25 protein-coding genes are annotated in these 26,970 nt (G+C 50.6%); 5 read left to right on the top strand and 20 right to left on the bottom strand.

Translation table 11 applies throughout. The features are described 5' to 3' along the window. Nucleotides 1-32: 32 nt before the first annotated feature. The 11 genes from traM to ITJ87_RS16260 form a co-directional block, all read right to left on the bottom strand. Nucleotides 33-1,346 (bottom strand): conjugative transposon protein TraM, encoded by a 1,314-nt coding sequence (gene traM / locus ITJ87_RS16310; RefSeq protein ID WP_196096294.1) that lies wholly within the window; start codon nt 1,344-1,346, stop codon nt 33-35. Beyond that, the gene (locus ITJ87_RS16305; protein ID WP_007754134.1) at nt 1,324-1,620 is read right to left on the bottom strand and encodes a TraL conjugative transposon family protein; all 297 of its coding nucleotides are present in this window, start codon (nt 1,618-1,620) and stop codon (nt 1,324-1,326) included. The genes traM and ITJ87_RS16305 overlap by 23 nt, the downstream gene beginning before the upstream one ends. A gap of 4 nt (nt 1,621-1,624) precedes the next feature. After that, entirely contained in the window at nt 1,625-2,248 is a 624-nt protein-coding gene (gene traK, locus ITJ87_RS16300) for a conjugative transposon protein TraK (RefSeq protein WP_118307570.1), read from the bottom strand. A gap of 20 nt (nt 2,249-2,268) precedes the next feature. Next, the gene (traJ, locus tag ITJ87_RS16295; RefSeq protein ID WP_028728967.1) at nt 2,269-3,264 is read right to left on the bottom strand and encodes a conjugative transposon protein TraJ; all 996 of its coding nucleotides are present in this window, start codon (nt 3,262-3,264) and stop codon (nt 2,269-2,271) included. A 19-nt stretch (nt 3,265-3,283) separates the two neighbouring features. After that, on the bottom strand, nt 3,284-3,910 hold the full coding sequence (locus tag ITJ87_RS16290; protein ID WP_007566703.1) for a DUF4141 domain-containing protein: 627 nt from the start codon (nt 3,908-3,910) through the stop codon (nt 3,284-3,286). Between the two features lie 11 nt (nt 3,911-3,921). After that, entirely contained in the window at nt 3,922-6,435 is a 2,514-nt protein-coding gene (locus ITJ87_RS16285) for a TraG family conjugative transposon ATPase (protein WP_007566701.1), read from the bottom strand. Continuing rightward, a complete protein-coding gene (locus tag ITJ87_RS16280; protein WP_007566699.1) occupies nt 6,432-6,794 on the bottom strand; it encodes a DUF4133 domain-containing protein in 363 nt (120 codons plus the stop codon). The genes ITJ87_RS16285 and ITJ87_RS16280 overlap by 4 nt, the downstream gene beginning before the upstream one ends. Nucleotides 6,795-6,804: 10 nt before the next feature. Further along, nucleotides 6,805-7,101, bottom strand: a complete 297-nt coding sequence (locus tag ITJ87_RS16275; protein WP_004308755.1) for a DUF4134 domain-containing protein — start codon at nt 7,099-7,101, stop codon at nt 6,805-6,807. 170 nt (nt 7,102-7,271) lie between these two features. Beyond that, nucleotides 7,272-7,901: a hypothetical protein gene (locus ITJ87_RS16270; RefSeq protein WP_007478186.1), complete on the bottom strand. Its 630-nt coding sequence runs from the start codon at nt 7,899-7,901 to the stop codon at nt 7,272-7,274. A gap of 2 nt (nt 7,902-7,903) precedes the next feature. Next, entirely contained in the window at nt 7,904-8,332 is a 429-nt protein-coding gene (locus ITJ87_RS16265; RefSeq protein WP_007478184.1) for a DUF3408 domain-containing protein, read from the bottom strand. Between the two features lies 1 nt (nt 8,333). Beyond that, a complete protein-coding gene (locus ITJ87_RS16260) occupies nt 8,334-9,116 on the bottom strand; it encodes a ParA family protein (RefSeq protein ID WP_005924189.1) in 783 nt (260 codons plus the stop codon). Nucleotides 9,117-9,681: 565 nt separating this feature from the next. On the opposite strand from ITJ87_RS16260, the gene mobA reads away from it, so the two are divergent. From mobA to mobC, 3 genes are read left to right on the top strand one after another with little or no spacing between them, the layout of a single operon-like run. Further along, on the top strand, nt 9,682-10,104 hold the full coding sequence (mobA, locus tag ITJ87_RS16255; RefSeq protein WP_004309974.1) for a conjugal transfer protein MobA: 423 nt from the start codon (nt 9,682-9,684) through the stop codon (nt 10,102-10,104). Then, complete coding sequence (gene mobB / locus ITJ87_RS16250; protein WP_084824500.1) at nt 10,089-11,357, top strand: conjugal transfer protein MobB; 1,269 nt, start codon at nt 10,089-10,091, stop codon at nt 11,355-11,357. The genes mobA and mobB overlap by 16 nt, the downstream gene beginning before the upstream one ends. 19 nt (nt 11,358-11,376) lie before the next feature. After that, a complete protein-coding gene (mobC, locus tag ITJ87_RS16245) occupies nt 11,377-13,386 on the top strand; it encodes a conjugal transfer protein MobC (protein WP_032588330.1) in 2,010 nt (669 codons plus the stop codon). A gap of 45 nt (nt 13,387-13,431) precedes the next feature. Here mobC and ITJ87_RS16240 read toward each other — a convergent pair whose 3' ends face one another. The 4 genes from ITJ87_RS16240 to ITJ87_RS16225 form a co-directional block, all read right to left on the bottom strand. Next, nucleotides 13,432-14,448: a nucleotidyl transferase AbiEii/AbiGii toxin family protein gene (locus ITJ87_RS16240; protein WP_032588333.1), complete on the bottom strand. Its 1,017-nt coding sequence runs from the start codon at nt 14,446-14,448 to the stop codon at nt 13,432-13,434. Nucleotides 14,449-14,457: 9 nt separating this feature from the next. Further along, entirely contained in the window at nt 14,458-15,159 is a 702-nt protein-coding gene (locus tag ITJ87_RS16235) for a DUF6088 family protein (protein ID WP_011202384.1), read from the bottom strand. A gap of 935 nt (nt 15,160-16,094) precedes the next feature. Then, nucleotides 16,095-16,505, bottom strand: coding sequence for a hypothetical protein (locus ITJ87_RS16230; protein WP_004309979.1), 411 nt, complete (start codon nt 16,503-16,505; stop codon nt 16,095-16,097). Between the two features lie 155 nt (nt 16,506-16,660). Then, on the bottom strand, nt 16,661-17,287 hold the full coding sequence (locus tag ITJ87_RS16225) for a Crp/Fnr family transcriptional regulator (RefSeq protein ID WP_004309980.1): 627 nt from the start codon (nt 17,285-17,287) through the stop codon (nt 16,661-16,663). A gap of 944 nt (nt 17,288-18,231) precedes the next feature. Between ITJ87_RS16225 and ITJ87_RS16215 the strand changes: the two genes are divergently transcribed. Then, nucleotides 18,232-19,548 carry a DUF4099 domain-containing protein gene (locus ITJ87_RS16215; protein ID WP_196096293.1) on the top strand — a complete coding sequence of 439 codons (1,317 nt, stop codon included), beginning with the start codon at nt 18,232-18,234 and terminating at the stop codon, nt 19,546-19,548. A gap of 26 nt (nt 19,549-19,574) precedes the next feature. Then, entirely contained in the window at nt 19,575-21,662 is a 2,088-nt protein-coding gene (topB, locus tag ITJ87_RS16210; protein WP_032588335.1) for a type IA DNA topoisomerase, read from the top strand. Nucleotides 21,663-21,759: 97 nt separating this feature from the next. On the opposite strand, the gene ITJ87_RS16205 is transcribed toward topB, so the two are convergent. The 5 genes from ITJ87_RS16205 to ITJ87_RS16185 all read right to left on the bottom strand — a co-directional run bounded on the left by ITJ87_RS16205 (nt 21,760) and on the right by ITJ87_RS16185 (nt 26,962). Continuing rightward, a complete protein-coding gene (locus ITJ87_RS16205) occupies nt 21,760-22,278 on the bottom strand; it encodes a dihydrofolate reductase family protein (RefSeq protein ID WP_004326099.1) in 519 nt (172 codons plus the stop codon). Nucleotides 22,279-22,686: 408 nt separating this feature from the next. After that, nucleotides 22,687-24,759 carry a bifunctional DNA primase/helicase gene (locus tag ITJ87_RS16200; protein WP_007565634.1) on the bottom strand — a complete coding sequence of 691 codons (2,073 nt, stop codon included), beginning with the start codon at nt 24,757-24,759 and terminating at the stop codon, nt 22,687-22,689. Further along, on the bottom strand, nt 24,722-25,150 hold the full coding sequence (locus ITJ87_RS16195; protein ID WP_007482646.1) for a helix-turn-helix domain-containing protein: 429 nt from the start codon (nt 25,148-25,150) through the stop codon (nt 24,722-24,724). Before ITJ87_RS16195 ends, ITJ87_RS16200 begins: the two co-directional genes overlap by 38 nt. A gap of 35 nt (nt 25,151-25,185) precedes the next feature. Continuing rightward, complete coding sequence (locus ITJ87_RS16190) at nt 25,186-26,088, bottom strand: RteC domain-containing protein (RefSeq protein WP_007482647.1); 903 nt, start codon at nt 26,086-26,088, stop codon at nt 25,186-25,188. A gap of 31 nt (nt 26,089-26,119) precedes the next feature. Further along, a complete protein-coding gene (locus tag ITJ87_RS16185; RefSeq protein ID WP_032535963.1) occupies nt 26,120-26,962 on the bottom strand; it encodes an AraC family transcriptional regulator in 843 nt (280 codons plus the stop codon). Nucleotides 26,963-26,970: the final 8 nt, after the last annotated feature.

Raw genomic sequence — 26,970 nt, 5'->3', positions numbered from 1 at the left:
GCTAATTGAAATTTTAACGGTTGATAAAATGGTTATTGTTGTTTGGCATACAGCATGACTTTGTACCCGGCTTTCAGCTTCACTTTCACGGTTCGGAACTTCTTGGCGAGGTAGCCGGACGTTCCTTGCAGCAATCCCCTTGTCACGTCCATAGCCACCTGCTGCCCGGCACTTTGGGCAAAGGAAATGCTTGTACCCAGCCCGCTTCCGATATTCGCCATAGCTTCGTTGAACGCTTCCTGCTCCATAGAGGACGGGACGGACAGCCCCTTTTGCCCGTCCGTGTCGAACACGGCGAGTTCCACCGGGATGATGTTGCCAGCGTACTCAATCGAGGACACCAGTATGTCAAGCCGCTCGCCCTGCACCTTTGCCGTCCCCGCCACGAGGGTATTCTTCGGCACGACTATGTTCCCCGCCTGCATGGGTTCGAGCAGCCGTAGTTTCACCGCCTGCCCGTCCGTCAGGGTTTGGTCTTGGTGGATGCAGGCGGCTACCGTGTTCTTTCCCATAGCGTACCCCGTGCCTACTGCCGTGTTGAAGCCGTAGTTTCGTGGCTGGCTGTAAGCCCGGATGAAGTCGGCATCGCTCATGGGCTGCCGCAATCCCGAAACGGTCGTTTCCCTGACAGCCTGCACCGCCACCGCATCCGGCTTGCGGTCAATGTCGCCCGTTACCGGGACTTGTGCGACTTGTCCCTGCCCGCCGTTCATGTACTTTGCCGCCAGCTCGTAGGACTTTTCCAAGAGTGCCATTTGGTCGTCAGCGGTGGGTGTGGCGTTCTGTTGTTGCAGCCTATCGGTCAGTTCCGCTACCTGCCGCTTCAAGTCCTCTTTTTCCTCGTCCACCGCCGGAGTTTCATAGAACGTGCTTAACTGGCGGTTGATGTCCCGGTAAGCGTATGCCGAAGAAGCACCGCCGCCCCTTTGGGGCTTCGCATCCTCTTCCGGCATCAGGTCGATTTCCGCTTGCGGTTCTTCCGCTTCATCGTTCCCGGTGAAACCGAAGTCCTGCAAGGACTGTATCTTCTCCTGCTGCCTGCGGCTTATCATCGCCTGTTCGTAAGCCTTTTGCTTGTCGGCTATAATCCCGTCCTCTGCGGGCAGGGGTATGTCGGCGTTGAAGCCGCCCACGCTTTCCACGTTCACGTCCTCTTTGCCGGAGGGTGCGAATATCAGGTACATGCACCCGGCAAAGGCAAGGAACATCAGCGGGAAGACTATCATTTTCCTGCGCTGCTGCACCTGCTGCGGGGTAAGTTCCCGTTTGGGTTTATCTTCCTTTTTCGGCTTCCCGTCCGCCTGCGGTACGGTCGTGCCGTTCTCATTCTTCTGTACTTCTTCCATATTGCGGTCTGTTTAAGGGGTTGATACTTTTGGTTGTGTCGTTGCCGTGCAACGGCAGTTGCCTGATGTGTTCTATTTGCAGCCGCCTGCCGTCCCGCTTCCCGATGTTGTAGATTGATGAAACGGTAATGTAGATAGACAAGCCGCCAAGGAAGAAGAACATCACGAGGATAACCGCCAGCCTTTTGCCCGGCGTAATCCGTCCGCACATTCGGCGCAGGCGGTCGTCCGCCCAGTCCCGCACCTTTCCGATGTAGTTTCGTTTTCTTTCCATAAGGCTATCTCTTAATGGTCTGCAAATCCTTGTTCTCGGTAATGGTGAACGCTTCGATGATGAAGCCGTGCGGGTTGTTGTCGCTCCGTGTGGCGTTGAGCAGGCGGCACGAGGTCACAAGGCTTCGCACCGTCAGGCTGCTTTCCCGGACAATCAACTGGCGGGCATACGTGTTCACCTTGTAGGGGTACTGGTCGAAGTCGCACTTCACGCTGTCAATCTCCACCGTCTGCGTGACGTTTCCGGAAATCACCCGGTTGTAGTAGCCCTTTTCCGCCAAGTCATTGTAATAGTTGAAAGCGGTCTTGTCGGCGAGGAACAGCGAGCGTTTGATGTTGCTTTCGATAGCCCCCTTGTCGGGTGAGAGCGTGAAGAAAAGTTCGTGGAAACGCCGCACGTGCGACTTGGCTTCCACGGGTCTGTTCTGCGCCATGTCCTGCGAGAGTGCCAGCATCAGGCTTTTGCCGTTGTCGAGGACGTATATCTTCTGCCGCTGCTTTTCGGCGAAGCTGTACGAGTTCCACACGGCAAAGCCCGTCACCAGTGCGCACAGGCAGATGAATACCAGCGCAAAGAGCCTGATTTGCCGGAAACTCGTTTCGATGTTCGTTAATGACTTAAATTCCATATACTAAATATTGATGTTGGTTATTTGAGTAGTTTCCCGGTTACTTTCCCGCTTGCCGCACCGACCGCCGCCCCGGCGATTGACCCAGCCCGTGCCACGTTGCGGTTATAGGCAGACGTACCGCCAGCCGACACTATCCAGCTTGCCACCGTTGGAATGGTGAAGTAGCCCACGATGCCGATAATCATAAAGATTACATACACGGTGCTGCTCCCGTCAGGAATGAAATTCGGGTCTGAAAGCTGCTCGATGTCTTTTTGTAGCATCAGGGTTTGTATGCGTGCCAGCACGCTGCTGAACAAGTCCGACACGGGTAGCCACAGGTAAATGGATATATAGCGTGAAATCCACTGGGTCAGCGTGCTTTGGAAACCGTCATAGACGGAAATCGCAAACGCCAGCGGACCCAGTATGCTTAACACGATTAGGAAGAACGTGCGCAGCGTGTCTATAATCAGCCCCGCCGCCTGAAAGAGCATTTCCAGCAGTTCCCTGAACCAGTCCCGGACGGACTTCTTTATATTGTACGCCGCCCTGTCCATATACATACCCGTCATAGTTACCATATCGGAGGGCGACCAGCCCAGTTCTTCCAGTTGCCTGTCAAATTCCTCGTCCGAAGCGAGGTAAGCCGTTTCGGGGCTACGCATCAGGGCTTCATATTCCAGTCGGTCTTTCTGTGCCCGGTATTCGTTCATGTCGAAAGTCTGCGTTTCCATAAGTTGGTTGCACCCTTTCACCACTGGCGACAATACCGTGTTGATAGTCCCCAGCACGAACGTGGGAAAGAACATGATGCACAGCCCCAGCGCAAAGGGACGCAGGAGCGGGTACACGTCTATGGGTTCGGCACGTGCGAGCGACTGCCACACTTTGGCGGCTACATAGAACAGCGCACCCAGCCCGGCTATTCCTTTGGCTACCCCCGTCATGTTGCTGCACAAGGGCATCATTTCATCGTACAGCACCCGCAACACTTGGTGCAGGTTGTCAAAATCCACCGCTGCTAATAACATAGGCATACCGATTTATATGTTACCAGTAGCGTTCATCCGCCGAGCCGTAAAGAGCCAGCACCCGGTCTGTGTCGTTCTTCTTCTTTGCCCGCAGGTAGGACACGGATATGTTCTTTCGGGTGTAGTAGTTCACGAGGTTGCGGTAGTTGAGCAGGCTTTTGTAGGCGTTGTTGATTACCGCCAGCCTTTCGGCATCCGTCAGCGACATACCCGTCACGTTCACTACATTCTTCAAGTCCTGCAACACGTCCGCACTTTCGGAGAGCAGCTTGGCATACCCGGCTGAAATGGCGGTGAGTTCATCCGGCGTGTAGTTCGGGTCAGCCAGCATGTTCTGGTAGTTTCGCACGTAGATTTCGGATATTTCCGCCACCAGTTCAATGGACTTCTTCACCTTGATGCCGCCCTTGACAACATCGTGTACCGCTTTGAGCGCATCGTAATAGACTTTTCCCTGCTGGAAAATCTTCTGCGCTTCCATGAAGCCGTCCAGCGTGTTTTTGGCTGTGGTGGAAGTCTGCACTATCTGCTTGGTGGTGTTGATGATGCCCTGTGCCAAATTGCCGGGGTCTGACACCACCCACTGTGCGGATGCGTTGCCGATGAAGCAAAGGCATACCGCCATAAGGAGAATTGTTCTTTTCATGTTCCTGATTTTTAAGTTGTTGATGATTGGGGATTACGTTTGCTTTCTGCAAGCCTCTTGATAGCCAGTTCAAGGTTGCCGCCCAGCTTGTCGGCAAGTGCGAACAGTTCCATTTTCTCGCTTTCCTCTGTCGTGAAGGTGTAATATTCTTCCAATGAAACTTCTGTGGCGTACACCGCCGACTGCGTGCCGCCCAGCGAGAAGAAAACTTCCTTGTACTTCCGTCCGGGGTGGTTCGCCATGTTGATAGACAATATCTGCGAACGCTCCTTGTCGGTCAGTCCCAAGAGGTTCTGTATGCTGTCAAACTTGTTGAGATATTTTCTTTGGTCTAACAGGATTTTGCAGTCCGAGTTATTGATGATACTCTCTTTCACGATAGGGGAAGAAATAATATCCTCAATCTCTTGCGTGACTACAATCGCTTCCCCGAAATATTTTCGGACGGTTTTGTAGAGGTAGCGGATATAGTCCGCCATGTTCGCCGATGCAATCGCTTTCCACGCTTCCTCGATTAGTATTAACTTCCTTATTCCCTTTAACTTGCGCATCTTGTTTATAAAGGCTTCCATGATGATGATAGTCGTTACCGGGAATAAAATCTTGTGGTCTTTGATGTTGTCCAACTCAAAGACAATGAAGCGTTTGTGCAACAAATCCAGTTCCTTGTCGGAGTTCAGCAGGTAGTCGTACTCACCGCCACGATAGTACGGTTCAAGCACGTTCAGGAAATTGTTTATGTCAAAATCCTTTTCCCTGACGTTCTTCTGTTCAAGCTGTCGGCGGTAATCATCCCGGACAAACTCGTAGAACGTGTTGAAGCAGGGCGTTACCGAACGGTCTTTGCCTGTCAGTTCGATATAGGCACTCACGGCGTTTGACAACGCCACTTCTTCCGACCGCTTCGGGGCTTCATCATCCCGCTTCCACAGGGTGAGTATAAGGGTCTTGATGCTCTCTTTCTTCTCTATGTCGAATACCCCGTCCTCGACATAGAACGGGTTGAACGCTATCGGGTTCTCGTTGGTGTAGGTGAAATAAATCCCGTCCTCGCCGTGCGTGCGGTTGTGGATAAGCTGGGACAGCCCCAAGTAACTGTTACCCGTATCTACCAGCAGCACGTGCGCCCCCTGCTCGTAATACTGACGCACCATGTGGTTGGTAAAGAAAGACTTACCCGACCCGCTCGGCCCAAGTATGAACTTGTTGCGGTTGGTCGTGATGCCTTTCTTCATGGGCAAATCCGATATGTCGATATGCAGCGGGCGACCGCTCACCCTGTCCACCATTTTGATGCCGAACGGCGAAAGCGAACTCTTGTAGTTCGTTTCTTCCACGAACAGGCAGAGAGCCTGCCCCAAGAACGTGTAGAAACTTTCCTCTGCGGGGAAGTCCGCTTCGTTTCCGGGTATGCCCGCCCAAAAGAGCGTGGGCGTATCGACCGTGTTGTGGCGTGGCTTGCACTCCATTAGCGCAAGCTGGCTTCCCACATCGTTGCGTATGCGTTTGAGTTCTTCCCGGTCGTCACTCCATGCCATGACGTTGCAGTGGCAGCGCACCGATACAAGCCCCTTGCTGTGCGCTTCGTTCAGGTACTCGTCTATCCATTCCTTGTTCACTTGGTTGGCACGGGAATAACGGGAGAGCGATTGCATGTTCCGGGCGGTCTGCTCGAAGTTCTTCAGGTTTTCGGCGTGGTCGTCTATGAAGATGAACTGGTTATAGACGTGGTTGCACGACAACAGCACGCCCACCGGGGCGGCGAATGACAGTCGGCAGTCGCTCCGGTCAGTGGACAGCTTCTCAAACCGTGTGTCCGTCCCGACCTTTCCGGGCAAATCTTCCACGTCCGAAAGCGTGTGCAGGCACAGTATGTCGTCCCCGACACGCATTTCTTCCGGGTACAGCCCGATGTCTTTCAGGCAGGTGGTATCTGTCTGCGATAGCGAGAAGTATTTCTCGATGATGCCCGCCTTTCCGTCCTGCCCGGTGATTTCCGATGCCGCCAGCCGGGTAAGGGTGACAAACCCGCTGTCGTTCATAATCCTTTCAAACTGCCCGACCGCTTCGATGAACTTTGCCGCCGCTTCCTTGTCGGCTATCTCCTGCGGTACAATCCTGCCCCGGCATAGGGTGGAGAAGTCGCTCTGTCGGCGGCTTCTCTCCCTTGTCGTCTTTGTCAGGAACAGGTAGCAGTAATGGTTCAGGAACGGGCGTTCATTGAAGTGCCGTTCAAAGGAGCGGCTTAAAAAACTAAGCTCGTCCCTTTCCGTGTCGGGCTGGTAGTTCTCCTTGATGAAGAAGTCCTGCTTGTGTACTATGGAGTAGTCGGGCAGCACCTTGATTGCCTTGTACCATGCCGAATGTATGGCTTCGTACTCGGCACTGGTGACGGTGAACAGTTCGGGCAGTTCCACCCTGAAAGCCACCGTTATGTCCGCATCCTTTGAAATGATGCAGCCGTTCTCCACCGCCAAAAGGGGGAATTTCCTTTCCAGCGTGGTAGCCTTTAACATATTTCTCATGGTCTTTCTTCCTTTCTTTTTTTGTAGGTGAATAATCGGGGTATCGCCTTTCGGCTGATAATGAAGCGTGGATGCCGTTTGCGTGCGGCGGCTTTCATCAGCCCGTGCGTGCCGTACTTGGCGTTGAGCCGGAACGTCTGCCACACGAGCAGCAGCGAAGCCGACACGATGAAACCGATACATAGCCACTGGTTCACGCCCGCCATGAACAGGACGATGAACACCACGAAGACGGCGAGCAAGCCGCCGCAAAAGATAAAGAGGTACTGGCTTTTCAGCCCCTTGAACTCCACGGGCTTCCCGATACCCCTGTTTACCTGATATTTTTCGGGCTTAGCCCTCAACAACTCGTCAGACATAGCCGCAGGTTTAGAGGAAGAACGAGCGCAGGATAGTGGCGGCTACAATCAGGAAGATGCACGCCCCGAACCAACTGGCGGCGGTCTTTGAGGTGTCGGGGTCGCCGCTTGAAAACTTGTTATATACTTTTACCCCGCCAATCAAGCCGCAGACCGCCCCGATTGCGTACACCAGTTTTGTTCCGGGGTCGAAATACCCGGTGATTAGGTTCGTGGCTTCGGTGATGCCCGCCTGCCCGTTTCCTTGTGCGTAGGCACTTACCACGGCGGCAAGTATAGCCGCCGACAAGAAGATTTTCTTTCTCATTGTGATTTGTTTTTAATGCCGGGCGGCGGGTGGATAGTCCGCCTTTCCCGGCTGGTGAATAATTTGAAATTTTAGTGGTCGGGGATAGTCCCGTTTGTCTGTTTGGTTTTCAGGTTGCCAATCAACCGTAATCACGCTGTTTCATGCTGTCAGGCTTATACATTATTATATTATAGGAAATCGTTCATGTCGAACGCTTCGTGTTCCTTGCTTTTATTGCCAGCTTCGGCAGGGACAGCAGCCGCAGCCAGTTCCGCTTCGTTGCGTCCCAGCAGTTCCGCCACCTTTGCCAGCCCGCCGTTGATGTTCTCCACCACCGCATCGTAGAGGTTCGTCCCCTCAATCCTTGCCAGTGTCCCGGCGGCTTGCCGCTGTTCCGTTTCGGTGGGGTTGTCGGCGTTCGCCGTGCGTACCGCTTCGCCCAGTTCGTCAAAGCTCACGCCCGTAGCCCGCCCGGTATCATCGTCACCGTCCATGTACCCGGCTATTTCCTCGTCCTCGTAGTCGGGTTCGTCATTCTCGTAACCGGGCGTTTCTTCCGGCAGTCCGTCAGCCTGCGGCGCAAAAATAGTATCATTTTCAGCCGCTTGCGGGAGGTGTCCCGATTTGTCCTGCGCTGTCTGAAATTGTCCGCTCTTGTATCGGCTTTCACCTATCAGCGTGTAGCCTGAAACCCCGTTTCGTGGAAGCGGCGCATCATCCGTTTTGCCCGGTGATGTCCGGCTGTCCGTGTAGCGATACCACAGCCACAGGGCGATGTAGTACACCAAAAGCCCGGTAAGTATGCAATAGATTACCATAGTCAGACAGGCTTTTGGAAGTGGCTTTCGTACAGGGTGTTTATCTCGTCTTGGTACTGCTCGAAGTGGCGCAGCAGAATGTTTTCCACGTAGCTGCTTACCGTCACCTTTCGCCCGCCTATCACCGTCACGATACGCATCAGCTTCTCATGCGTGGTTCGGCTCACGTACAAGGGCTGTCGGTCTGCCAGTTCCACTTTCTGAAAGTAGGTTTCCCGGTAGTCGCCCGAACCGCCCTTGCGCTTGCGGGGTGTCGGTTTCTCTACTTGCACTGTTTCAGCCTGCCGTCCCTCGTGGGCGGTTTCCGTTTCGCTGCCGGGCTGCGGTTCATCATCCGGCTGGCTCTCCCGCTTGGCGGGTACACCCTGCGAGATAAGTTCCCGCATAAAATCCTCGTCTATCTTCGGCATCCCGCCGCTTTGCTTTGCCATATCATTTTAATTTGATGTAGTACACTATTTCGGTTATCAGTTCTTCCAAGTTGCTTCCCCTTACCAACGGGCGGCTGGCGGGAAAGAGCGTGGAGCGGAACACCGCCTTTTTATCCGCCACCAGTTCCTTTTTGTAGCGTTTGGTATCGGGGATAAAGGTTTTCATCAGCGGCAGTTCCAGTTCCTTAATGGTCTTGTCGTAGGCGGTGTAAAGGTCTGTTTTCTCCCTACCGTCCACCATGTTCCAAAAGAGGTACAGCCCGGCAAGTCGGCAGGCTTCATTCCTCACCAATAGCTTTTGGATAGCCATTGCGAACGACAGGCTGCTTTCCAGCACCACCTTGTCGGCTGAAATGGGGGTGAAAATGTAGTCCATGCCCGCAAGGGAGTTTATCACGCCCTCGCTGTTCACCGTGCCGGGCAGGTCGAAAAACACTATATCCGGCACGTGTCCGGCGGCTATATGTTCGTCAGCCGTTGCAATCGCCTTTTCAGGTGAACTGCACAATACCGGGTAGGCTTTCTTCCCCAGCCGGGTGAACTGCTCATACGCCATTCGCTTGTAATCTTCATCCGCCCCGACCTGCTCGGCATCCCGCTTTCGCATCCCGGCAATGGAGTGTTGCGGGTAGTCGCAATCGACCACCGCCACATCGTAGCCTTTGAGGTAGTATAGGTAACTCGCCGCCAGCACGGTAAAGGTGGTTTTGCCGACCCCGCCCTTTTGGGTGGAAAAGGCGACATAAAGGGGTGTTTTCTCGTTTTCCATATTGCTTCCGTTCATTATTGGTTGATAGATTTGTTTATTGCTTTCAATCATTCATTCTTTCCATGTTGCAATCTTGAAATATTGAAAGACTGTTTTATTTCAATCTTGTTTTCCTGCTTTCATTCTTTCTTGAAATATTGAAATCCTGCAATCATGTTTTATTGAAATCCTGCTTTCAATCATTCTTTCCTGATTGGAATATTTCTTTCAATCTTGCTTTCAATATTGAAATCCGATGCAAAAAAAGGGAGAAAAAACGTCCCCTGAAAACCTTGTCCCGATTTGTCCTGCGCTGTCCCGTTTTGTCCACCAACCACCTATTTTACAGCATTATAAATCACCGTTACTTTGCAGCGGAGTAACGAACCGCAGGGGGCGCAGGTGTAAAACAGGGCTGGTGAATGGCTGGGCTTACCGTTCCACGCTAACCCCAATCCGTCCGTGACGGATTTCGATTTTCGTCAGAAAATAGCAAGGTGTGTTCTATGGCACATAGAACCGTTTTCCGTGCCTGAAAACGCCTTGCCCCTGTCGGGGGTAAAAATCACTCCGAAGTCGTAATTTTTTAATCCAAAGAAGCATGGAAACAAGAAGAACCAACAAGGGCGGTCGCCCCGCCCTCGCAGACCCGGCGAAGCATCGCCATGTCCTTTACCTGAACGACCGGGAGAATGCCCGCTTCCTCTCGCAATGGGAGCAGTCGGGCGTCACGAGCAAGTCCCGTTTCATCGCCGCCCGGCTGTTCGGCGAGCCGTTCCGGGTGGTGAAAGTGGACAAATCGGCAGTAGAATATTGCGCCCGGCTGACCGAATTTTATGCCCAGTTCCGGGCGGTTGCGGTCAATTACAACCAAGTGGTAAAGGCTCTGAATAGTAACTTTTCGGAGAAAAAGGCACTGGCTTTTCTCTATAAACTGGAGAAAGCGACCACCGAACTGGCTGTGTTGAACCGTCAGGTTATCGACCTGACAAACGAGTGCAGGGAACTATGGTTGCCAAAATAAGCACGGGCGGCAATATGTTCGGCGCACTGGCATACAACCAAAACAAGGTGGACAGCGGGGAAGCAAAGGTGCTTTTCTCCAACCGGATGCTGTTGGGCGAGGACGGGAATTTCTCTATCGGCGAGTGTATGCGCAGCTTTGAAATGCAGATGCCCGTCCAGCTATCCACCAAGAAGCCGATACTTCATATTTCCATAAACCCGCACCCGGAAGACGTGCTGACCGACCGGCAGCTTTCCGACATCGCCAAAGAGTATATGCGGAAGTTGGGCTATGGCGACCAGCCTTATCTGGTGTACAAGCATACCGACATCGACCGCCACCATATCCACATCGTGGGGTTGCGGGTGGACGAGAACGGCAAGCCGCTGAATGACAAGTTCGAGCATCGGCGCAGCAAGCAAATCACCCGTGAACTGGAGCAGAAATACAACCTGCACCCGGCAGAACGAAAGGAACGTGCCGAACGCCCCGAACTTAAAAAGGTGGACTATGCCGCCGGGGACGTGAAGCACCAAATCGGCAACACCGTGAAAGCGGCTTGCTATGGCTACCGCTTCCAGTCGTTCGGGGAGTACAAGGCTTTGCTTGCCGCTTACAACGTGTGCGCCGAGGAAGTCAAAGGCGAGATAAACGGCAAGCCCTATCAGGGCATTGTCTATTCCGCCATGAACGACAAGGGCGAAAAGGTGGGCAACCCGGTAAAGGCTTCCCGCATCGGCAAGTCGGTAGGTTATGAAGCGGTGCAGCGCAGAATGGAGAAATCGGGCGAAGCAATTAAGAACGGGAAACTGAAAGAGCGCACCCGGAAGATTGTAGCCACTGCCATGCAGACCGCCCGCAGCCGCAAGGAACTGGAACGACAGCTAAAGAAGCAGGGCATTGATGTGGTATTCCGTCAGAATGACAGCGGGCGCATCTATGGCGTTACGTTCATCGACCATGACAACCGGGTGGTGCTGAACGGTTCACGCTTGGGCAAGGAGTATTCGGCGAACGTGTTCGGCGAACGTTTTTCGGGCGAAACCGGAAAGATGCACCAGTCCGAATTGTCAGCACCACAGCAAGACCAGCCCACGCATCAGGAACAGCCGGGCTTCACGCCGAAATCCGATATCGTTCCGGGTGTGGCTTCGGTGCTGGGTGCTTTCGGTGGATTGCTTGGCGGCGGTGCATCAGGCGGTGACGAGCCGCAGGACACCGCCCGCCAAAAGAGAAAGAAGAAAAAGAAGCGCACAAGGCGCATCGACTAACTTAAAAAACATTACAATCATGCAACAGGAAGATGATTTGAGAGGGCTTGCACGGGTCATGGACTTTATGCGGGCTATCAGTATTCTATTCGTGGGAATAAACGTGTACTGGTTCTGTTACTCCACCCTGAAAGAATGGGGAGTGACATTTGAGGTGATAGACAAGATACTGTGGAACTTCCAGCGTACCACCGGGCTGTTCTCGTCCGTTCTTTGGACAAAACTTTTTTCGGTGGTGTTCCTCGCCCTGTCGTGCATCGGTACTAAGGGAGTGAAAGAGGAAAAGATAACGTGGACGAAGATACATTGCAGTCTTGTGGCGGGTGTCGTGTTGTTTTTCCTGAACTGGTGGCTGCTGGAACTTCCGCTGCCACATACGGCGGACACTGTGTTTTATATCGCCACGCTGTCGGCGGGCTATATCTGTATGCTCATGGCGGGTACATGGATGTCCCGGCTGTTGAAGAACAACCTGATGGATGATGTCTTTAACACGGAAAACGAAAGTTTCCAGCAGGAAACAAGGCTTATCGAAAATGAATACTCTGTAAACTTGCCTACCCGGTTCTACTATAAGAAGAAGTGGAACAACGGCTATATTAACGTTGTAAACGTTTTTCGTGCGAGTATCGTGTTAGGAACGCCGGGCAGTGGTAAGTCATACGCAGTAGTAAATAATTATATAAAACAGCAAATCGAGAAAGGTTTTGCGCTCTACTGCTATGATTATAAGTTTCCCGATTTATCGGAAATCGCTTATAATCATTTGCTTAACCACTTGGACGGGTATAAGGTAAAGCCCAAATTCTACATTATCAATTTTGACGACCCACGCAAGAGCCACCGATGCAACCCGATAAACGCCAGTTTCATGTCGGACATTGCGGATGCCTATGAAGCAAGCTACACGATAATGCTTAACCTCAATCGAAGTTGGATAAGCAAGCAGGGCGACTTCTTCGTGGAAAGCCCGATTATTCTTTTGGCGGCTATAATTTGGTATCTCCGTATCTATCAAGGCGGTAAGTATTGCACGTTCCCCCATGCCATTGAACTGCTAAATAAGAAATACGCTGATGTTTTCACGATTTTACGCAGTTATCCCGAACTGGAAAACTATCTTTCCCCGTTCGTGGATGCTTGGGAAAGTTCGGCAGTTGAACAGTTGCAGGGGCAGATTGCCAGTGCGAAAATCCCGCTTTCAAGGATGATAAGCCCGGCACTTTACTGGGTAATGACGGGTGATGATTTTTCACTCGACATCAACAACCCGAAAGAGCCTAAAATACTGGTTGTCGGCAACAATCCCGACCGCCAAAATATCTACTCGGCAGCACTGGGCTTATATAATTCCCGTATCGTGAAGCTGATAAACAAGAAAGGTCAGCTTAAAAGTTCGGTGATAATAGACGAGTTGCCAACGATTTATTTTCGTGGGCTTGACAACCTGATTGCTACTGCCCGAAGCAACAAGGTGGCGGTTCTGCTGGGCTTTCAGGATTACAGCCAGCTTACCCGTGACTACGGGGACAAGGAAAGCCGGGTGATACAAAATACTGTGGGCAACGTGTTTAGCGGTCAGGTAGTCGGTGAAACGGCAAAAATCCTTTCCGAGCGTTTCGGAAAGGTGTTGCAGAAACGGCAGAGCATGACAATCAACCAGCGGGAGAAGTCCACCTCTATAAGTACCCAAATGGACAGCCTGATACCCGCCAGTAAAATATCCAACCTCACGCAAGGCATGTTCGTGGGTGCTGTGGCGGACAACTTCGATGAACGGATAGAGCAGAAGATTTTCCACTGCGAAATCGTGGTGGACAATGAAAAGGTGAAGCGGGAAACCGCCCGTTACGTGAAGCTGCCGCAGATAATCGACTTCACCGACAAGGACGGCAACGACCGGATGCAGGAGGAGATACAAGCCAACTATGACCGCATCCGGCAGGAAGTCCGGCAGATTGTCGAGGACGAGATAACCCGGATTAAGAACGACCCGGAGCTATGCCATTTGATAAAAGAGGAAGAATAGCTGTATATAATATAATGTATGGAGTGAAGAACAGCCGATGTAGCTTTACGGTTGTTCTTCATTCTGTTTTTTTGTGCGGTAGGCTTCAAAACGCACTAATATTTCGTGCAGGTTCTTCAATGTTTCCACAGCCTTGCCTATCGGCGGCATATTGCTTTTGTCAAAGGTCAGTTTCTTCAAATCGGTAGTGTACGCCGTAGCCACTTCGGGTAACGCCATGACCGCTTCGGCATCCTTGAATATCGGAGCATCAGCCAGCGACAAGTGCGAACGGGAGTTTTTGTTTAGCCCGTCCTCTATCGTCACCCGGTACATGGCATCCAAGAAATCTTCCGAATGTAGGTAATCGTTATATCCCTGATTGTGGTAGAGTGCCGACAAGTCGTAAACGTCACGGATATGCTTTGCCAGCAGTGCGGCTGCATCCTCATTGTAAGACAGCTTTACCAGCCTTGAAACCTTGTCGCAGATAGTCTTTCGGGGATTGATGCACTGCGTTTCAAAACTTCCCAGCCCGTAGGTGCTTATCAGTTCCTCTTGCCCGATGCTTTCAAGAAAGGCGGTCACAATCGGTTTGATAACCCGCTTGTCCGCCGGGTAGAACATCAGTTTTTTGTCCGGCAGGTCACAGGATTTTATCTCTACTTCCAAATGCTCTTTTAGTCCCACACCCTGAAATACATTGTCATACGAGAAATACAGTTTGCGGTAATTACCGCCCGTTTCCGACAAATCTTCCTTGTATATGTCACTGTTAAGTTCGGCTATATATTTGGAAAGTTTCTTGTTCAATGTCTTTTCAGCCTGCTTGGACGCACCTTTGTCACCCGTGAACACGAACAAGTCCAAATCTTCCGAGAAGCGTTCTATCAGCCCGTAGGCTTTGGAAAGTGAAGTCCCGCCTTTGAAGTAGGTCTTATCCGCATATTCGGACATGGAAATATCCCGCAGTATCTTCGATACCCAGTAATCCTTTTCCACGTGCGACTGCTCGTAGCCGAAATGTTCAGCCGCCAGTGCGATGATTTCCTTGAACGCTTCCTTGTCCGAATGTAAATTCATATTTCTGTCCTATGCCGTTTTATAATCCAAGTTGAACCGTGTCGTGGGAAGAATGGTCTTTGCCATTTCTGTTTGCAATACGGTTTGTCTGATGTCGCCCAGTATGTCCGCCACCACCTTTCTGACACGTGGCGGGTAACTTTTCGCCAAAGATACGATTTTTTCCAGTTCCGGCAGGCTGTACCCGTTGAAATATTGGCTCTTGACCCGGTTGTAGATGTCCTGCCCGGTTGTTCCGGGTATGCGCTTCATGTCCTTTATCGCATCGAGCAGCCGCAAGTACGGGACAAGGCTTTCATCCGGGTAGTCCATGCAGTAGGCTTTCACGCACTCTATATCCAAGTTCTTGAAACGGAAACGGCGAACCGGGTTAGGAGTGGCTATCGTTATGGTTGTGGCTACCTGTTCGGTCAGCCCCATTTTGTTATAGATGTAAGCCCCCGTGATATAGCCGTTCAGTTTTTCAGTCAGGTAGCGGAACTGTTCATCCTGATAGACAGGCAGCTTTCCCAGCCCCAGCACTGATTTCTTGGGACGGTAGTACGCCCCCTTTTCAACCCGTACCAGTACCCCTTTGCGGCTCTGTTCGGAAAGTAGCACCGCAACATTGGCGGTCTTTTCCGTTTCAAACGACAAATCCCGGAACGTGAATATACGCCCGGTATCTATCCGTTCAATCTGCCCAAGTATCTCTTTCCTGAATGAAGCCATATTTATGTCCTTTGTTTCTATATGCAAAGATAGTATATTATGTAATCACCTGCAAAAACATAACAAAGATTTTGCCGAAGATGTTTTCTTTTTGTCGTGTCACCTGATAATAGAAGAATAAAGGAAACTCAATCAAAGGCTTGCCAAACGCTTCACAAATGGCTCACAAGTATAATGCGATTTTTGTAAAATGCTGATTATAAGCCGAAAACAATACTATACAAATGGCTCACAAATGGCTCGTCTAAAGCAAGCGATTAACTTCGGTCTGTACCCGTTTTAAATCTCCAACCAACAGTTGGAGATTTATCGCACCCGGATAATTTCAAGCTCCGCAGGACAAATTCGGGCATCCCTTGCCCCCGTTTTTAGTCGCTATCTGTAGACTGGACTATTATTATACCATTCAATAATCAAATCATTATCGTTATTATGGACATTTAAAGTGAAAAAGATATTCCTATAATGATTAAAGCAATAGATGCAAATATGTATCTATATCTTTTTGTAGAAAACATTGCTCCTATACAAGAGATAGATACAGCAAATTGTATACATTTTAAACTTAACTCTGTAGTCTTAAATATACACATAGACAAAAAAGATAATGCCAAAACAAATAGTATAGCATTCAATATATATTTCAGTTTCATATTCCTTTGATTTACATTGACCTTATTAGCAGTAGCATATAAATTGCTCATCCTAACCCAATAACCAATCCTATACAAAAGAACAAGGTGAATCTCTTTTCCTTGTGTTTCAGCCCATAGACCAGCCCGATAATAGCACATAAAGGAATATTAGATGAATCTGCATTTTTTCCTTTATTTACAAGGTATTTATGACTTTCTTTGCTCAATTTGCAAATCTCACGGTTCTCATTGTTCTGTTGTAGCATACATTTATGCAACTTAATGTTCCCATGATTCAGTTTAATCTATTTTCTCTAATTCAATTGTAGCTACTTTCTCTTTATCTGGACTAATTTCATTCTGTATAATGGTTATATGTTTTTGGGTATAGCTTTTGATAATCCAAGGGGCTCCACCCAAATATAAAGCATTGCTATTAAATGTGATATATTTCCCTTCTATTGTATAAGTAATATCAATTTCATCGTAACCTTCCCAATTTACTTTCCCTTTCCGAGTATCTACAAATTGCATACCGACCCCCATATTTTGTACTGTCCAAGCCTCACAATGCCCTGTTCCACGCCATGAAGTCTGATAAAGTGCTTCGGGGGTTAATTCATTTGTCTGTTCATTATCATCGTCGCAGCTTATAAAGCTGAATGTACAGAGGAATAGCATAAGTATTCCAAGAATTTCTTTTGTTTTCATATTCTTTTTTTTAATCTCTTGTTTAACTCATTCAATCTTTATTTTGTCTCTTCGTTGAACCAACCAAAGATAAGACAAAGATAAAAAGAAGAATTCTTTGGCAGATTAAGATACTCTTGGAATATTGTTATGAATGTAAATTTCTAAACCTATGTTTATTTTTTGTTGTCAAAACTTTGCTTGCGTCTGATTCGGCTCATGTGTATGGGTGTAATTTTAAGGTAGGATGCTATTTCTTTTAGTGATACCATTTGAAGGATTGCAGGGCATTTTTTTAAAAGTTGGAGGTAACGCTCTTCCGGTGTGAATCTGAATAAATCCAAATAACGTGAATATGATTGGAAAAACATCTGTTCGGCTGCGATACGGGCTATCCGTTGGTTTTCATTATTTTCCTTGAATTTTTGCTGTAAGAATGTAGAAGAACAGATGTAAATCTCGCACGGGATTATCGCCTGTATATTCAATTCTGATTTCATGCCATATAAGCAAGTGGGATAATCGGCTATAAATTCATTTGGAAAGGAAAAACCGACATTATACGGCTTGTTTTCTGTCCGGTTGGTGCAACTGTATTTGACTACGCCTGATAAGATAAACCCGAAGAAAGAACAGGCATCACCTTCATGGAGAATAAACTCATTCTTTTTATAATGTCGTAACTCTCCATGTTTCAGACACAACTCCTTGAAGAAGTCTATGTCTATGTTACTCATATATGAATTGAATTCGGCTATCATTTGTATATAAGAGAAATGTATAAAAAATATCTGAATTTCCATGTTTGGAGTTTAGTCTGTTTTTTGTCTATATATCCAAACCGTACTAAACTTTTTTCTGTTGACTGCAAGATATAAGTACTGGCGAAAAGAGTAAGAATAAAAGGTATTTCTTTTTGACAGTATTACTTTTAATAATTTGAGGAGGAAATAATACTCTAAGTAAAGGCTTATTCTACCGTCCGAGAGCTTATTTTGCTCCAGCTTGGGGTTTTCTTTCGTTTTATTTTCTAACATTGCCATTGTTTAGAGGTTTTATCTCGATTTAGGTGCCGTAACCGGGTAATTACACTAAATAGTTGATTTTCTTTTGTTTTTTGCGGATGCAAAGGTACAAAAGAAAATGATATTTCAAAGTGTACTGAATAACAGAAAATGGCAAAAATAGAGAAAAACAGAAAATATTCAAATGACTGATAATAAGAAAGATGAATTATTTTTATTCTATAATCTCCATGTCTTGTATCGGCATTGGCATTGGGTGGTAAAGAAGCAATAGATAACATCCATATTCTAAAAACTATTCCCTACATAGAAATGTCACTCCAATCTATCGGGGATTTGAAACGAGTGCAATAACAGATTACTAACGAAGCGCGATGACGCTTAAACAGTGTTCCCCGCTAATCCATTAAAGGGTTCACATATGGTTCATACTCGAATGATTTTCTTTTGCAAAATATGCAAATTACTTGAGTTTTAGCTATTTCAAAAAACGACCAAAGGGTTCACAAAGGGTTCATCGAAAGAGAGTGAAATCATTCACTCTCTTTTTTTATGCCCTTTTCAATTCTGCAACCAATGGTTGCGGAATTTCATCCCACCCGGACAAATCGGGACACCGCAGGACAAATTCGGACAGCCCTTGCCGCCCGTCCAAATATAGCATATTTAGTCGCTACCTTTGGGCGGGACTATTCCCGTAACCGCTAAAATTTCAATTATTTATGGCAAACAGAATGACCCCGCCCGCAGAGGGGCAGGAAAAAGACGTGCTGCTGGTCTTGGATAAACAGCAGGGAAAGGTGAGTGCCGTTAAGGGTATTGACAAGGAGGGCAATTTGCAGACCGTACCGCCAACACACGGTGGCGAGTTCATGCAGGTGGACAAGAACAGCGATGTGTTCAGCAACTTCATTTCCAACTTCTACCGCAAGTATCAGGACACTTCCGGGCTGGAACTGTTCAGCGTCAAGGCTTCCGAAGCGGAGCGGGACGCAAAGGCAATCGAGGAAAACCACCGCAACCCTACACCGGAGGGCGACAAGCGGGCTGAAATGCTTCGAGTTCCGAAGCCCGACTTCCACGAGTTCAAGCAGGGTTACCGCTTCGACCCGGCAAAAATCGACTGGGAGAACCTGAAAAAAGTCGGCATCACCGCCGACACCCTGAAAAACACGAAGGACTTCGACCGGGTGATGCGTGGCTACAAGTCCCGAAATACCTACACCGTTTCGGGGACGGTGGGCGGCTTCTACCTCAAACCTACCGATGTCAAGCTCTCTTTCTATCAGGCAAAGGACGGCACGGTAGTACCCAAGCTGCACGGCGTGCAGCAGGACGAAAAGCTGTTGCAACGCCCGTTCCATGAACACGGGTTCACCAAGCAGGAACAGGGCAACTTGCAAGGCACTGGCAACTTGGGCGGCATCGCTGAAATCAAAGACTCGAAAAGCGGCGAGCAAATCCCCGTGTTTGTCAGCCGGGACAGGTACACGCACGAACTGGAATACATGCGGGCTGACAAATGGAAATGCCCCGATACAATCTGTAACGTGCAAGTCAGCCCGGAACAGAAAGCCGCCTTTGAAGCCGGGCAAGCGGTGAAAATGGAAAACCTGCAATTCAGGGACGGCACGAAGCGCAGTGCCTATTTGCAGGTCAGTGCGGTGGAGCGTGGCTTGGAGTTCCTGCCCCGTGCCGCCGTCCAGTTCTTGCAGCAGGGGCAGCAGCCCGCAGAACAGCAGGTAGCCGGGCTAAAGGACGGCAAGGGCGTTGAGTTCAACGGTCATGTACAGCCCGGCGCACAGGGCAAATCCCACGACAAGGTGCAGCCGAAAGACGTTACCCCCGCCGCCGAGAACCGGACGCAGGTAGCGGTCAATTCCGGGGGCAAGACCAACGAAGCCACCAAGCAGGGCAAAGAGCCGTTGAAACAGGGTCAGGACAAGCCCACCCCCAAGCAGAAAGAGAAGCAGGAGAAAGCGCAGGACAAGAGCCTGAAAGCTGACAAGCCCAAGAAGTCCAGAGGAATGAAAATGTAATATCCACCATTAAAAAGTAAAGAATTATGATTGCATTGATAGCAGAAAAGCCCAGCGTGGCAAAGGACATCGCCCGCATCATCGGTGCGACCGGGCGTAATGACGGTTATCTTTCCGGCAACGGGTATATGGTGACATGGGCGTTCGGCCACTTAATCCAGCTTGCCATGCCGGAAGCCTACGGCGTGGCGAACTTCCGCAGGGAGAGCCTGCCCATACTGCCGCCCGATTTCCAGCTAATCCCCCGTCAGGTGAAAGCGGAGAAAGGGTACAAGGCAGACCCCGGCGTGCTGAAACAGTTGAAAGTGATAAAGGAAGTGTTCGACCAGTGCGACCGGATTATTGTCGCCACCGATGCCGGGCGTGAGGGTGAGTTAATCTTCCGCTATATCTTCCATTACCTGAACTGCCGGAAACCATTTGTGCGCCTGTGGATAAGCAGCCTTACCGACAAGGCAATCCGTGAGGGGCTGGATAACTTGCAGCCGGGAGAGCGTTACGATAACCTTTACCTCTCTGCCAAGTCCCGCAGCGAAGCGGACTGGCTGATAGGGATAAACGCCACCCAAGCGTTGAGCGTAGCTGCCGGGCAGGGGGTGTTCTCGCTGGGCAGGGTACAGACACCCACGCTCGTGATGATATGCGGCCGCTATTTGGAGAACAGGAATTTCGTACCCGCCAAGTTTTGGCAACTCAAAGCGGTGACCGCCAGCGGGGGAATAAATTTTACCGCCCAATCGACCGCCAAGTGGGAACAGCAGCCCGAAGCCATAGCCGCCCTGCAACGGGTAAAGGATGCCGGGCAACTTGTGGTTAAATCCGTTGAGAGGAAAGAAGCCTGCCAAGAACCGCCGCTTTTGTACGACCTTACCACGCTGCAAAAGGAAGCGAACACGAAGCTGAACTTCTCGGCTGACAAGACGCTTTCCATAGCGCAAAGCCTGTATGAAAAGAAAGTGATGTCCTATCCCCGAACCGGAAGCCGCTATATCCCGGAGGACGTTTTCGATGAAATGCCGGAACGTGTCGCCCTGCTGGGGCAATACTCCCGCTTTGCCGGGTATGCCGCCGGGCTGGACGGCACACCCCTGAACCGCCGCAGCGTGAATGACGGCAAAGTGACCGACCACCACGCCTTAATCATTACCGAGAACCTGCCCGGCGAACTTTCCAAAGACGAGCGGGCGGTTTACGAGCTGGTAGCCGGGCGTATGCTGGAAGCCTTTTCGGGCAAGTGCGTGAAAGACGTTACCACCGCCTTGCTGTCAGGGGGAGATACCGACTTTACGGTGAAAGGGTCTGTGATGAAAGAAGCCGGGTGGCGTGCCGTGTTCGGCGAGCCGGAAACGGGCGGGGATGAAGAAGCCGCCAGCCTGCCGCCACTCCAAGAGGGAGAATATTTGCCACTCTCCGGCGTGGATCTGCTCGAAAAGCAGACCAAGCCGAAACCGCTGCACACGGAAAGCAGCCTGTTGGCGGCAATGGAGAACGCAGGCAGGGAACTGGAAGATGCCGAACTGAAAGCCAGCCTGAAAGATGTCGGGATAGGCACGCCCGCCACCCGTGCGGCGATTATCGAAACGCTGTTCGCCCGCCAGTACATCGTGCGTGAGAAGAAGAACCTTGTGCCTACCGACAAGGGGCTTGCCGTTTATGGGATTGTCAAGGACAAGAAGATTGCCGATGTCGAAATGACGGGCATGTGGGAAACCGCCCTTGCCAAGATAGAAGCGGGCAGCATGGATGCCGACACGTTCCGAAAGGGCATCGAGGTGTACGCAACGCAAATCACCGCAGAACTGCTATCGGTGCAGCTATCTGTCGCTACTGGTGAAACCTGCCCCTGCCCGAAATGCGGCAGCGGGCGCATCCTGTTCTACCCGAAAGTGGCGAAGTGTTCCAACGTGGACTGCACGCTTACCATATTCCGCAACAAGTGCGACAAGCAGCTTTCCGACAAGCAGATTGTCGAGCTGGTGACTAAACGCAAGACCGGGCTAATCAAGGGCTTCAAGGGCAAGAACGGCAAGGCTTTCGATGCTTCGCTGGTACTGGACGAGCAGTTCAATGTCGGTTTTTCATTCCCCGAAAAGAAAGCGAAACCGAAGAAATAGCCTATCTTTGCCGCTGAAATTTCATTGTGATAGGTTTTACAGCTTATAATAATTGAAATTTTAGTGGTTGCGCCCGGAGGGAAACCGGGCGCATTTTTTATATGTTCCCGCCAAACAGGTAGGTCGAACAGACCACCCCGTTATCCAGCACCCTGCTTTCCGAGAGCTTCCACAGCGAGCCGGATGTTTCCCCGACAAAACCGATGCCTTTGCCCGCCATGACCGGGACGGTGTAGATTGTCAGGCTGTCCAGCAGTCCGGCTTTAATCAATGAAGTAAGCAGCTTGCCGCCACCCACCACCAGCATGTCGGTTTCCTGTTTCAGTTCATAGACCCTTTGCAGCGGTTCTTCGGTCAGGAACTCCACCCCGCAGTCCGGTGTAACGTTGGTGTCGTAGTGTGACACCACAAAAGACCGTTTGCTTTTGTGCGGCCACCCGCCCCAGTGTTCAAAGATGTAGTTGTAGGTGTTCGCCCCCATAAGCAGGCAGCTTGCGGCGGCGTGTTCCCTTGCCGCCAGTTCCTTGACCTCACGGGGCATCCAGTCCAGTTCATAGTCCGGCGTGGCGGTATGCCCGTCCAGCGATACGGCGATGTGCGCTTTGATTTGTTCCATATTGTCAGGTATTAAAGTGATATAAATCCCTACTGTCTTGGCACGTTAGCCGCAACCCCAAAAAAGAAAGCGTGGCATGACGCTGTTTCAAAGTAGAGGTACTGGCATACCCAAATGTGGAAACAGTGCAGCCACGCTATGACAAACGCATAGCATATCCTGCGCTGAATATCCCCACATTTTGAAAAGTGCCAGTTTTCTACTTTGGGACGTTCGGCGAACGTATATGTTATATATAAAGGCAATATTCCGGCAACCGCCGTCCAACTGCCGTTACTTTTCCGTGTAACTTCTGCAAAGTTAAGCAAATACCCTGAAAAATCACGTGCAAACAGAAAAAATCCTGCCGTGTTATCACAACAGGGCAGGACACAAGCACCTAAAAATACACAAGTTCAGCCCATACGCCTACGGGCAGCTTGCGTTCCTTTGAAGATGATATGAACCGATGACAAAACAGCTTTGGTTCGCCGTGTCTTTGGTGATGATGTCCCTTTCCCGCATGAAGCGGATATAGCTCTTTGCGGTGCGCTCCTTGATGTCCAATACCTGCTGCAACTGCTCGCAAAGGTCTATGTAGGTGATGCGTGTCTGCCGCCCGAAGATGTCATGTGCGACATTCACCAGTTCCCTTTCCTTGCGTTTCTCCTTTTCCTCACGGGGCTTCTCGCCCTTGTACACGTGCATCCCGGCTTCCTTGTCCCATGCAAAGAGCATCAGCGGCACGTCCAGCGGGCTTCCGTCCCTTACTTTCAGGGCTTTCACCACCGACTGGGCGGGTTCATCGTCTTTCTCTATCGAAAGGATTGTAGCCGCCTTGCGCTGCAACTCGCTGCCCAAATGTCCCCGCAGCTTCAAACCGTTGGGGACGAAATGCAGCACGCACAGAATACACGTGTTGTAGATGCCAGCCAGCCGATAAAGTTCATCTATCACCGCCACGCTTTCCGCTTCATCGTTGGCACTCTTAACAAGGTCGGCGATGCCGTCAATGACGACCAACTGGATGCCGCCGTACTGGTAGTAGAACTTATCCATGCTCTGCACAATGGCGTTCAAGCGTTCTTTGCGTGACATACCCGTCAGGCAGAACGCTTTGAGTTCATCGGGTTTGTCCGGCTGTTTGGCACGTGCCAGCAGGTTGCTTACATTCTTGAACAGTTGCACTTCCGATTGCTCGGTATCGTAAAGCAAGACCGCCTTGTGCCTGCCGTTGGCGGTTATCTGTATGCCCAGCGTATCTACTTCCGCACCAGCCGGGCAGATGCAGCCCGCCACGATTGCGGCTACATAATTGCTCTTTCCCGTTCCCTCGCCCCCGGTGATGCCGAACAGGTTGCCTTGTGTCCCCAGCGGAACGTCACCCGCCGAAATAATCTCTTGTGCTTTGGCGGGCGGGTTGTTGAAATCTATCTCGCATGATTTTAGCATAATCAATGTGTCGCTATACAGGTTGTCTAAAAATTCGATAAACAGCTTCAGGAAATCTTCACGGGTGTTCCCGGCTTTGAAGTAGTCGGATATGTCCTTTTCCTCTTTCGTTCCCGGAAGCGGGAGCAGCAGGCGTTTCACGCCAAATTCTTCCAATAGTTTTTCCTGCTTGCATGAACTTTCCCTGCCCGTCTTGTCCATGTCAAAGAGCAGGACGATGTGCTTGAAGCGGAACGTCAGCCGATAGACCAGCGTGGGAGGGATAGTCACCGTTTCGCTGTTGAAGCAGATAGCGTGAAAACCGTGCGCCGCCAGCGAAAGCACGTCTTTCTCGCCGCCCGTGATGAATAGCGTGTCGCCTTTGGCTGGCAGTTGTTCCAGCCCGAAACTGTAGTTCTCGCCGAAGCTGCCGCCGTAGAGGAAGCGGGGCGTGGAGAACGGGCGGTACAGCTTGATGTGCTGTTTGCCCTTGTAGCCGTACATGGGTTCTGCCACCGATGAAGTGTAGGTGTACGGTTTGCCCTCTGCCGTTTCGCTGTGATACTCCCGGAGCGAGCAGACCTTGTAACGTTCCAGCAGTTCGGGCGTGATGCCGTACTGTTGCCAGTACACCAGTTCGGCAAGCGGGAACTTCTGTTCCCGGAACTGGTAGGGCTTGACGGGCTTTTCGGACGTTTCTTCGGGTTTGTCCGGCACTGCCCGGCGGACGGTTGCCGGGGGAACGGAAACCGGAGTGCCGGAAGCCAGCCCCAAACCCAAGTCCCGGTCGATGATTTCCAGTATCTCCACGAAGTCAGCCGCCCGGTTGCAGTCCAGCCCCTTTAACTGCCCCACGAGGAAGAAACAGTCGCCGCTATAACTGTCGTTGCCGAAGTCTTTCATCTTGTAGATACCGCCCCGGCGGTCGAAGTAGATGTTGCAGGAAGCCTTGCTGTCCTCGTACAGCGGGTTAAGGAAGTTGCGACCTATGCGCCAGTTTCCGGGCAGGTAGTGTTTGAACACCGCCAGCCCGTTACTTGTCCTTTCTAAGATTTCCTCTTTCCTTAGCATACAACTGGTGGTTGGTTATCAGGTTGTCGATGTTCTCCTTGTTGCTCCTTATCAGGCGTTCTTCCAGCATCCGGCGTATCTCGCTGACCTTGTAGAAGTAGCGTCCCCTGATGTTGGAATAGGCGATAGTCCCCGACACCCGCAGGCGTTGCAGGGTCTTTTCGCTTATTTTCAGGAACGTGCAGACCTCGTAGCTGTCCACCCACATGTCTTCCTCGCTTTGCCTTGCCGTTTCCATGTGGTTGAAGATGTAGTCGGCAATGGCGGTAATCTTGTTGTCCAGTTCCTTGTAGGCTTTGGACTCGAATGTTATTATTTCCATAACGGTAACTGATTGATTTGCCGCAAAGTTCGGGTGTCCTGAAAAATAAAACGCCACAGATGTACCCACCTGTGGCGAAATAAATTTTGTTAAAGCACGGTTGCCTAATCCTGCTCCCTCATGCGCATCAGCAACCTGTCTTTCAGGGTGGAGAGGAAGCCCGTTCGGTCTTTGGTCTTGGCTTTTAGTTCCATGTAGGTGTGGTAGAAGTCGCCGAGGTCTATGTCGAACACGTATTCAAAGTAGGCTACAATCTCCTTAATATCAACCGTTCCCTTGTTCAGACAGCCGCAGGCGTCCAGTGCGTAGATAAGTTCCACCAACGCCCTTTTCGTCCCCGTCCAGCGCAACAGCCTGCCCATGAAGCCGTTCTTCACCCGCTTGCGCTGTTCCCGGCGTTCCAGCTCGTGCAGACGGTTGGTGAGGTATATTTCCAGCAGTTCGTTGGCTAAAATCTTGGCTACCTTGAAATCGTGACTGGTGCTGAACTGTGGGTCTGTTTCGTAATAGAAACTGTCCACGATGATTTGTATGTCAGGCTTCCCACGTATGAAATACTGCCTGTCCAAGTAGGTGGCTTTCGTTCGGTGGTACTGGTAGAACGCCAAGTTCCGCTGGAACGACCTTGAAATCCGGTCGGTTTCCGACAGCAGGTAGTCCCGCTGCACGTCCTCGCTGCCGCTGGGGAAGCGCACCTCTATCTTGTAAACGGTATTGTAATAGATGATTTTGCTCGCTAAAAGCGGTTTCAGTTCCTTGAAGAAGTGTATTTCTTCTTCCGTGCTGGCGAACGGGTAGGAGATTATAAAGGTTTTGAGTTCGCCCAGTATCTCTTGCAGGTAGTCCACGCATAGGCGGCAGAGCGTCAGCGTGTCCGCTGCGGTGTCCTCGTATTCCTGTATCTGCCATTCCACTTTTTGAAGCAGTCCGGCGAAGTATGTTTCCAACGGTATCTTATGTTCCATAACCTTGTGCTTATCTTTTATGAAGCACAAAGTTACGGGCATAAAAAATCAGTTTTATTCTTGATTTTTCACATTACGTTCTTGTAACTGTGCATTTTCTTGTTTCCTGCGCTTTTCTGCGTATCTCGCCCGGTGTGTCCAGCAAGTAAGCCTTGCAGAAGTCGTTCAGGTTCGATGTCGATGCGAACCCGGTGGTGAACGCCACTTCGGTAAGCGTGAGGTTTGTGTTCAACAGGTAGTGTTCCACGTCCTTTACCCGTTCCTTTATCACCCATTCCTTAGCCGTGTACCCGGTCATTTTCTTTACCTTTCGCCGGAACGAGCCGTATTCCATGCCGCATTTGTCCGCCAGTTTCTCGGCATCATAGACCATGTAGCCTTTCAGACGTACCATTTCGGTGAACGTCTGCCTGCCCAGTTCCGGCAGCATCCGTTCGGCGTGGCGCAGTTCCTTTTCCGTCACCAGCAGTCGGTTGCCCCTTACCGGGTTTCTCCGCAGCAGGTGGAAAGCGTGGCATACCGTGTTGTACACGTTGCAGAGGTACTGCCGTCCCGGTCGCATCCAGTGGAGCGCATCGCAGTAGGCGGTCAGTTCGGGTATCTCGTCCCGCTTGCGGTGCTGTTCCGCCAGTTCGTCAAGTATGGCGTAATGGGTGGTGGACATACCCAGCAGGATAATGATTGCCTTGTAGTCCTTGTATGCCGCCAGTGTCGGCGTTTCCGGCAGGCTTTTGAGCGTGTCGCACACGTGGGCGCACAGCCGCCCGTCCTTGCTGAACGGTTCAAGTTCCAAGTAGTTGTCCATTTTCCGGCTGTTGTGCAGCAGCCATGTTACCTTTTCGTCCAGTTCCTTGCAGGACGCTTCCAACTCCGCTTCGGGAGCGGGAAGCAATAATGATGTAATCCGTTGTTCCATATTTGAAT

The organism is Bacteroides sp. HF-162 (genome assembly GCF_015679285.1).
Classification (GTDB): Bacteria; Bacteroidota; Bacteroidia; order Bacteroidales; family Bacteroidaceae; genus Bacteroides; species Bacteroides uniformis.
Note: the sequence above shows the minus strand (reverse complement) of the source record. Positions and strands in the feature narration are given on the sequence as shown.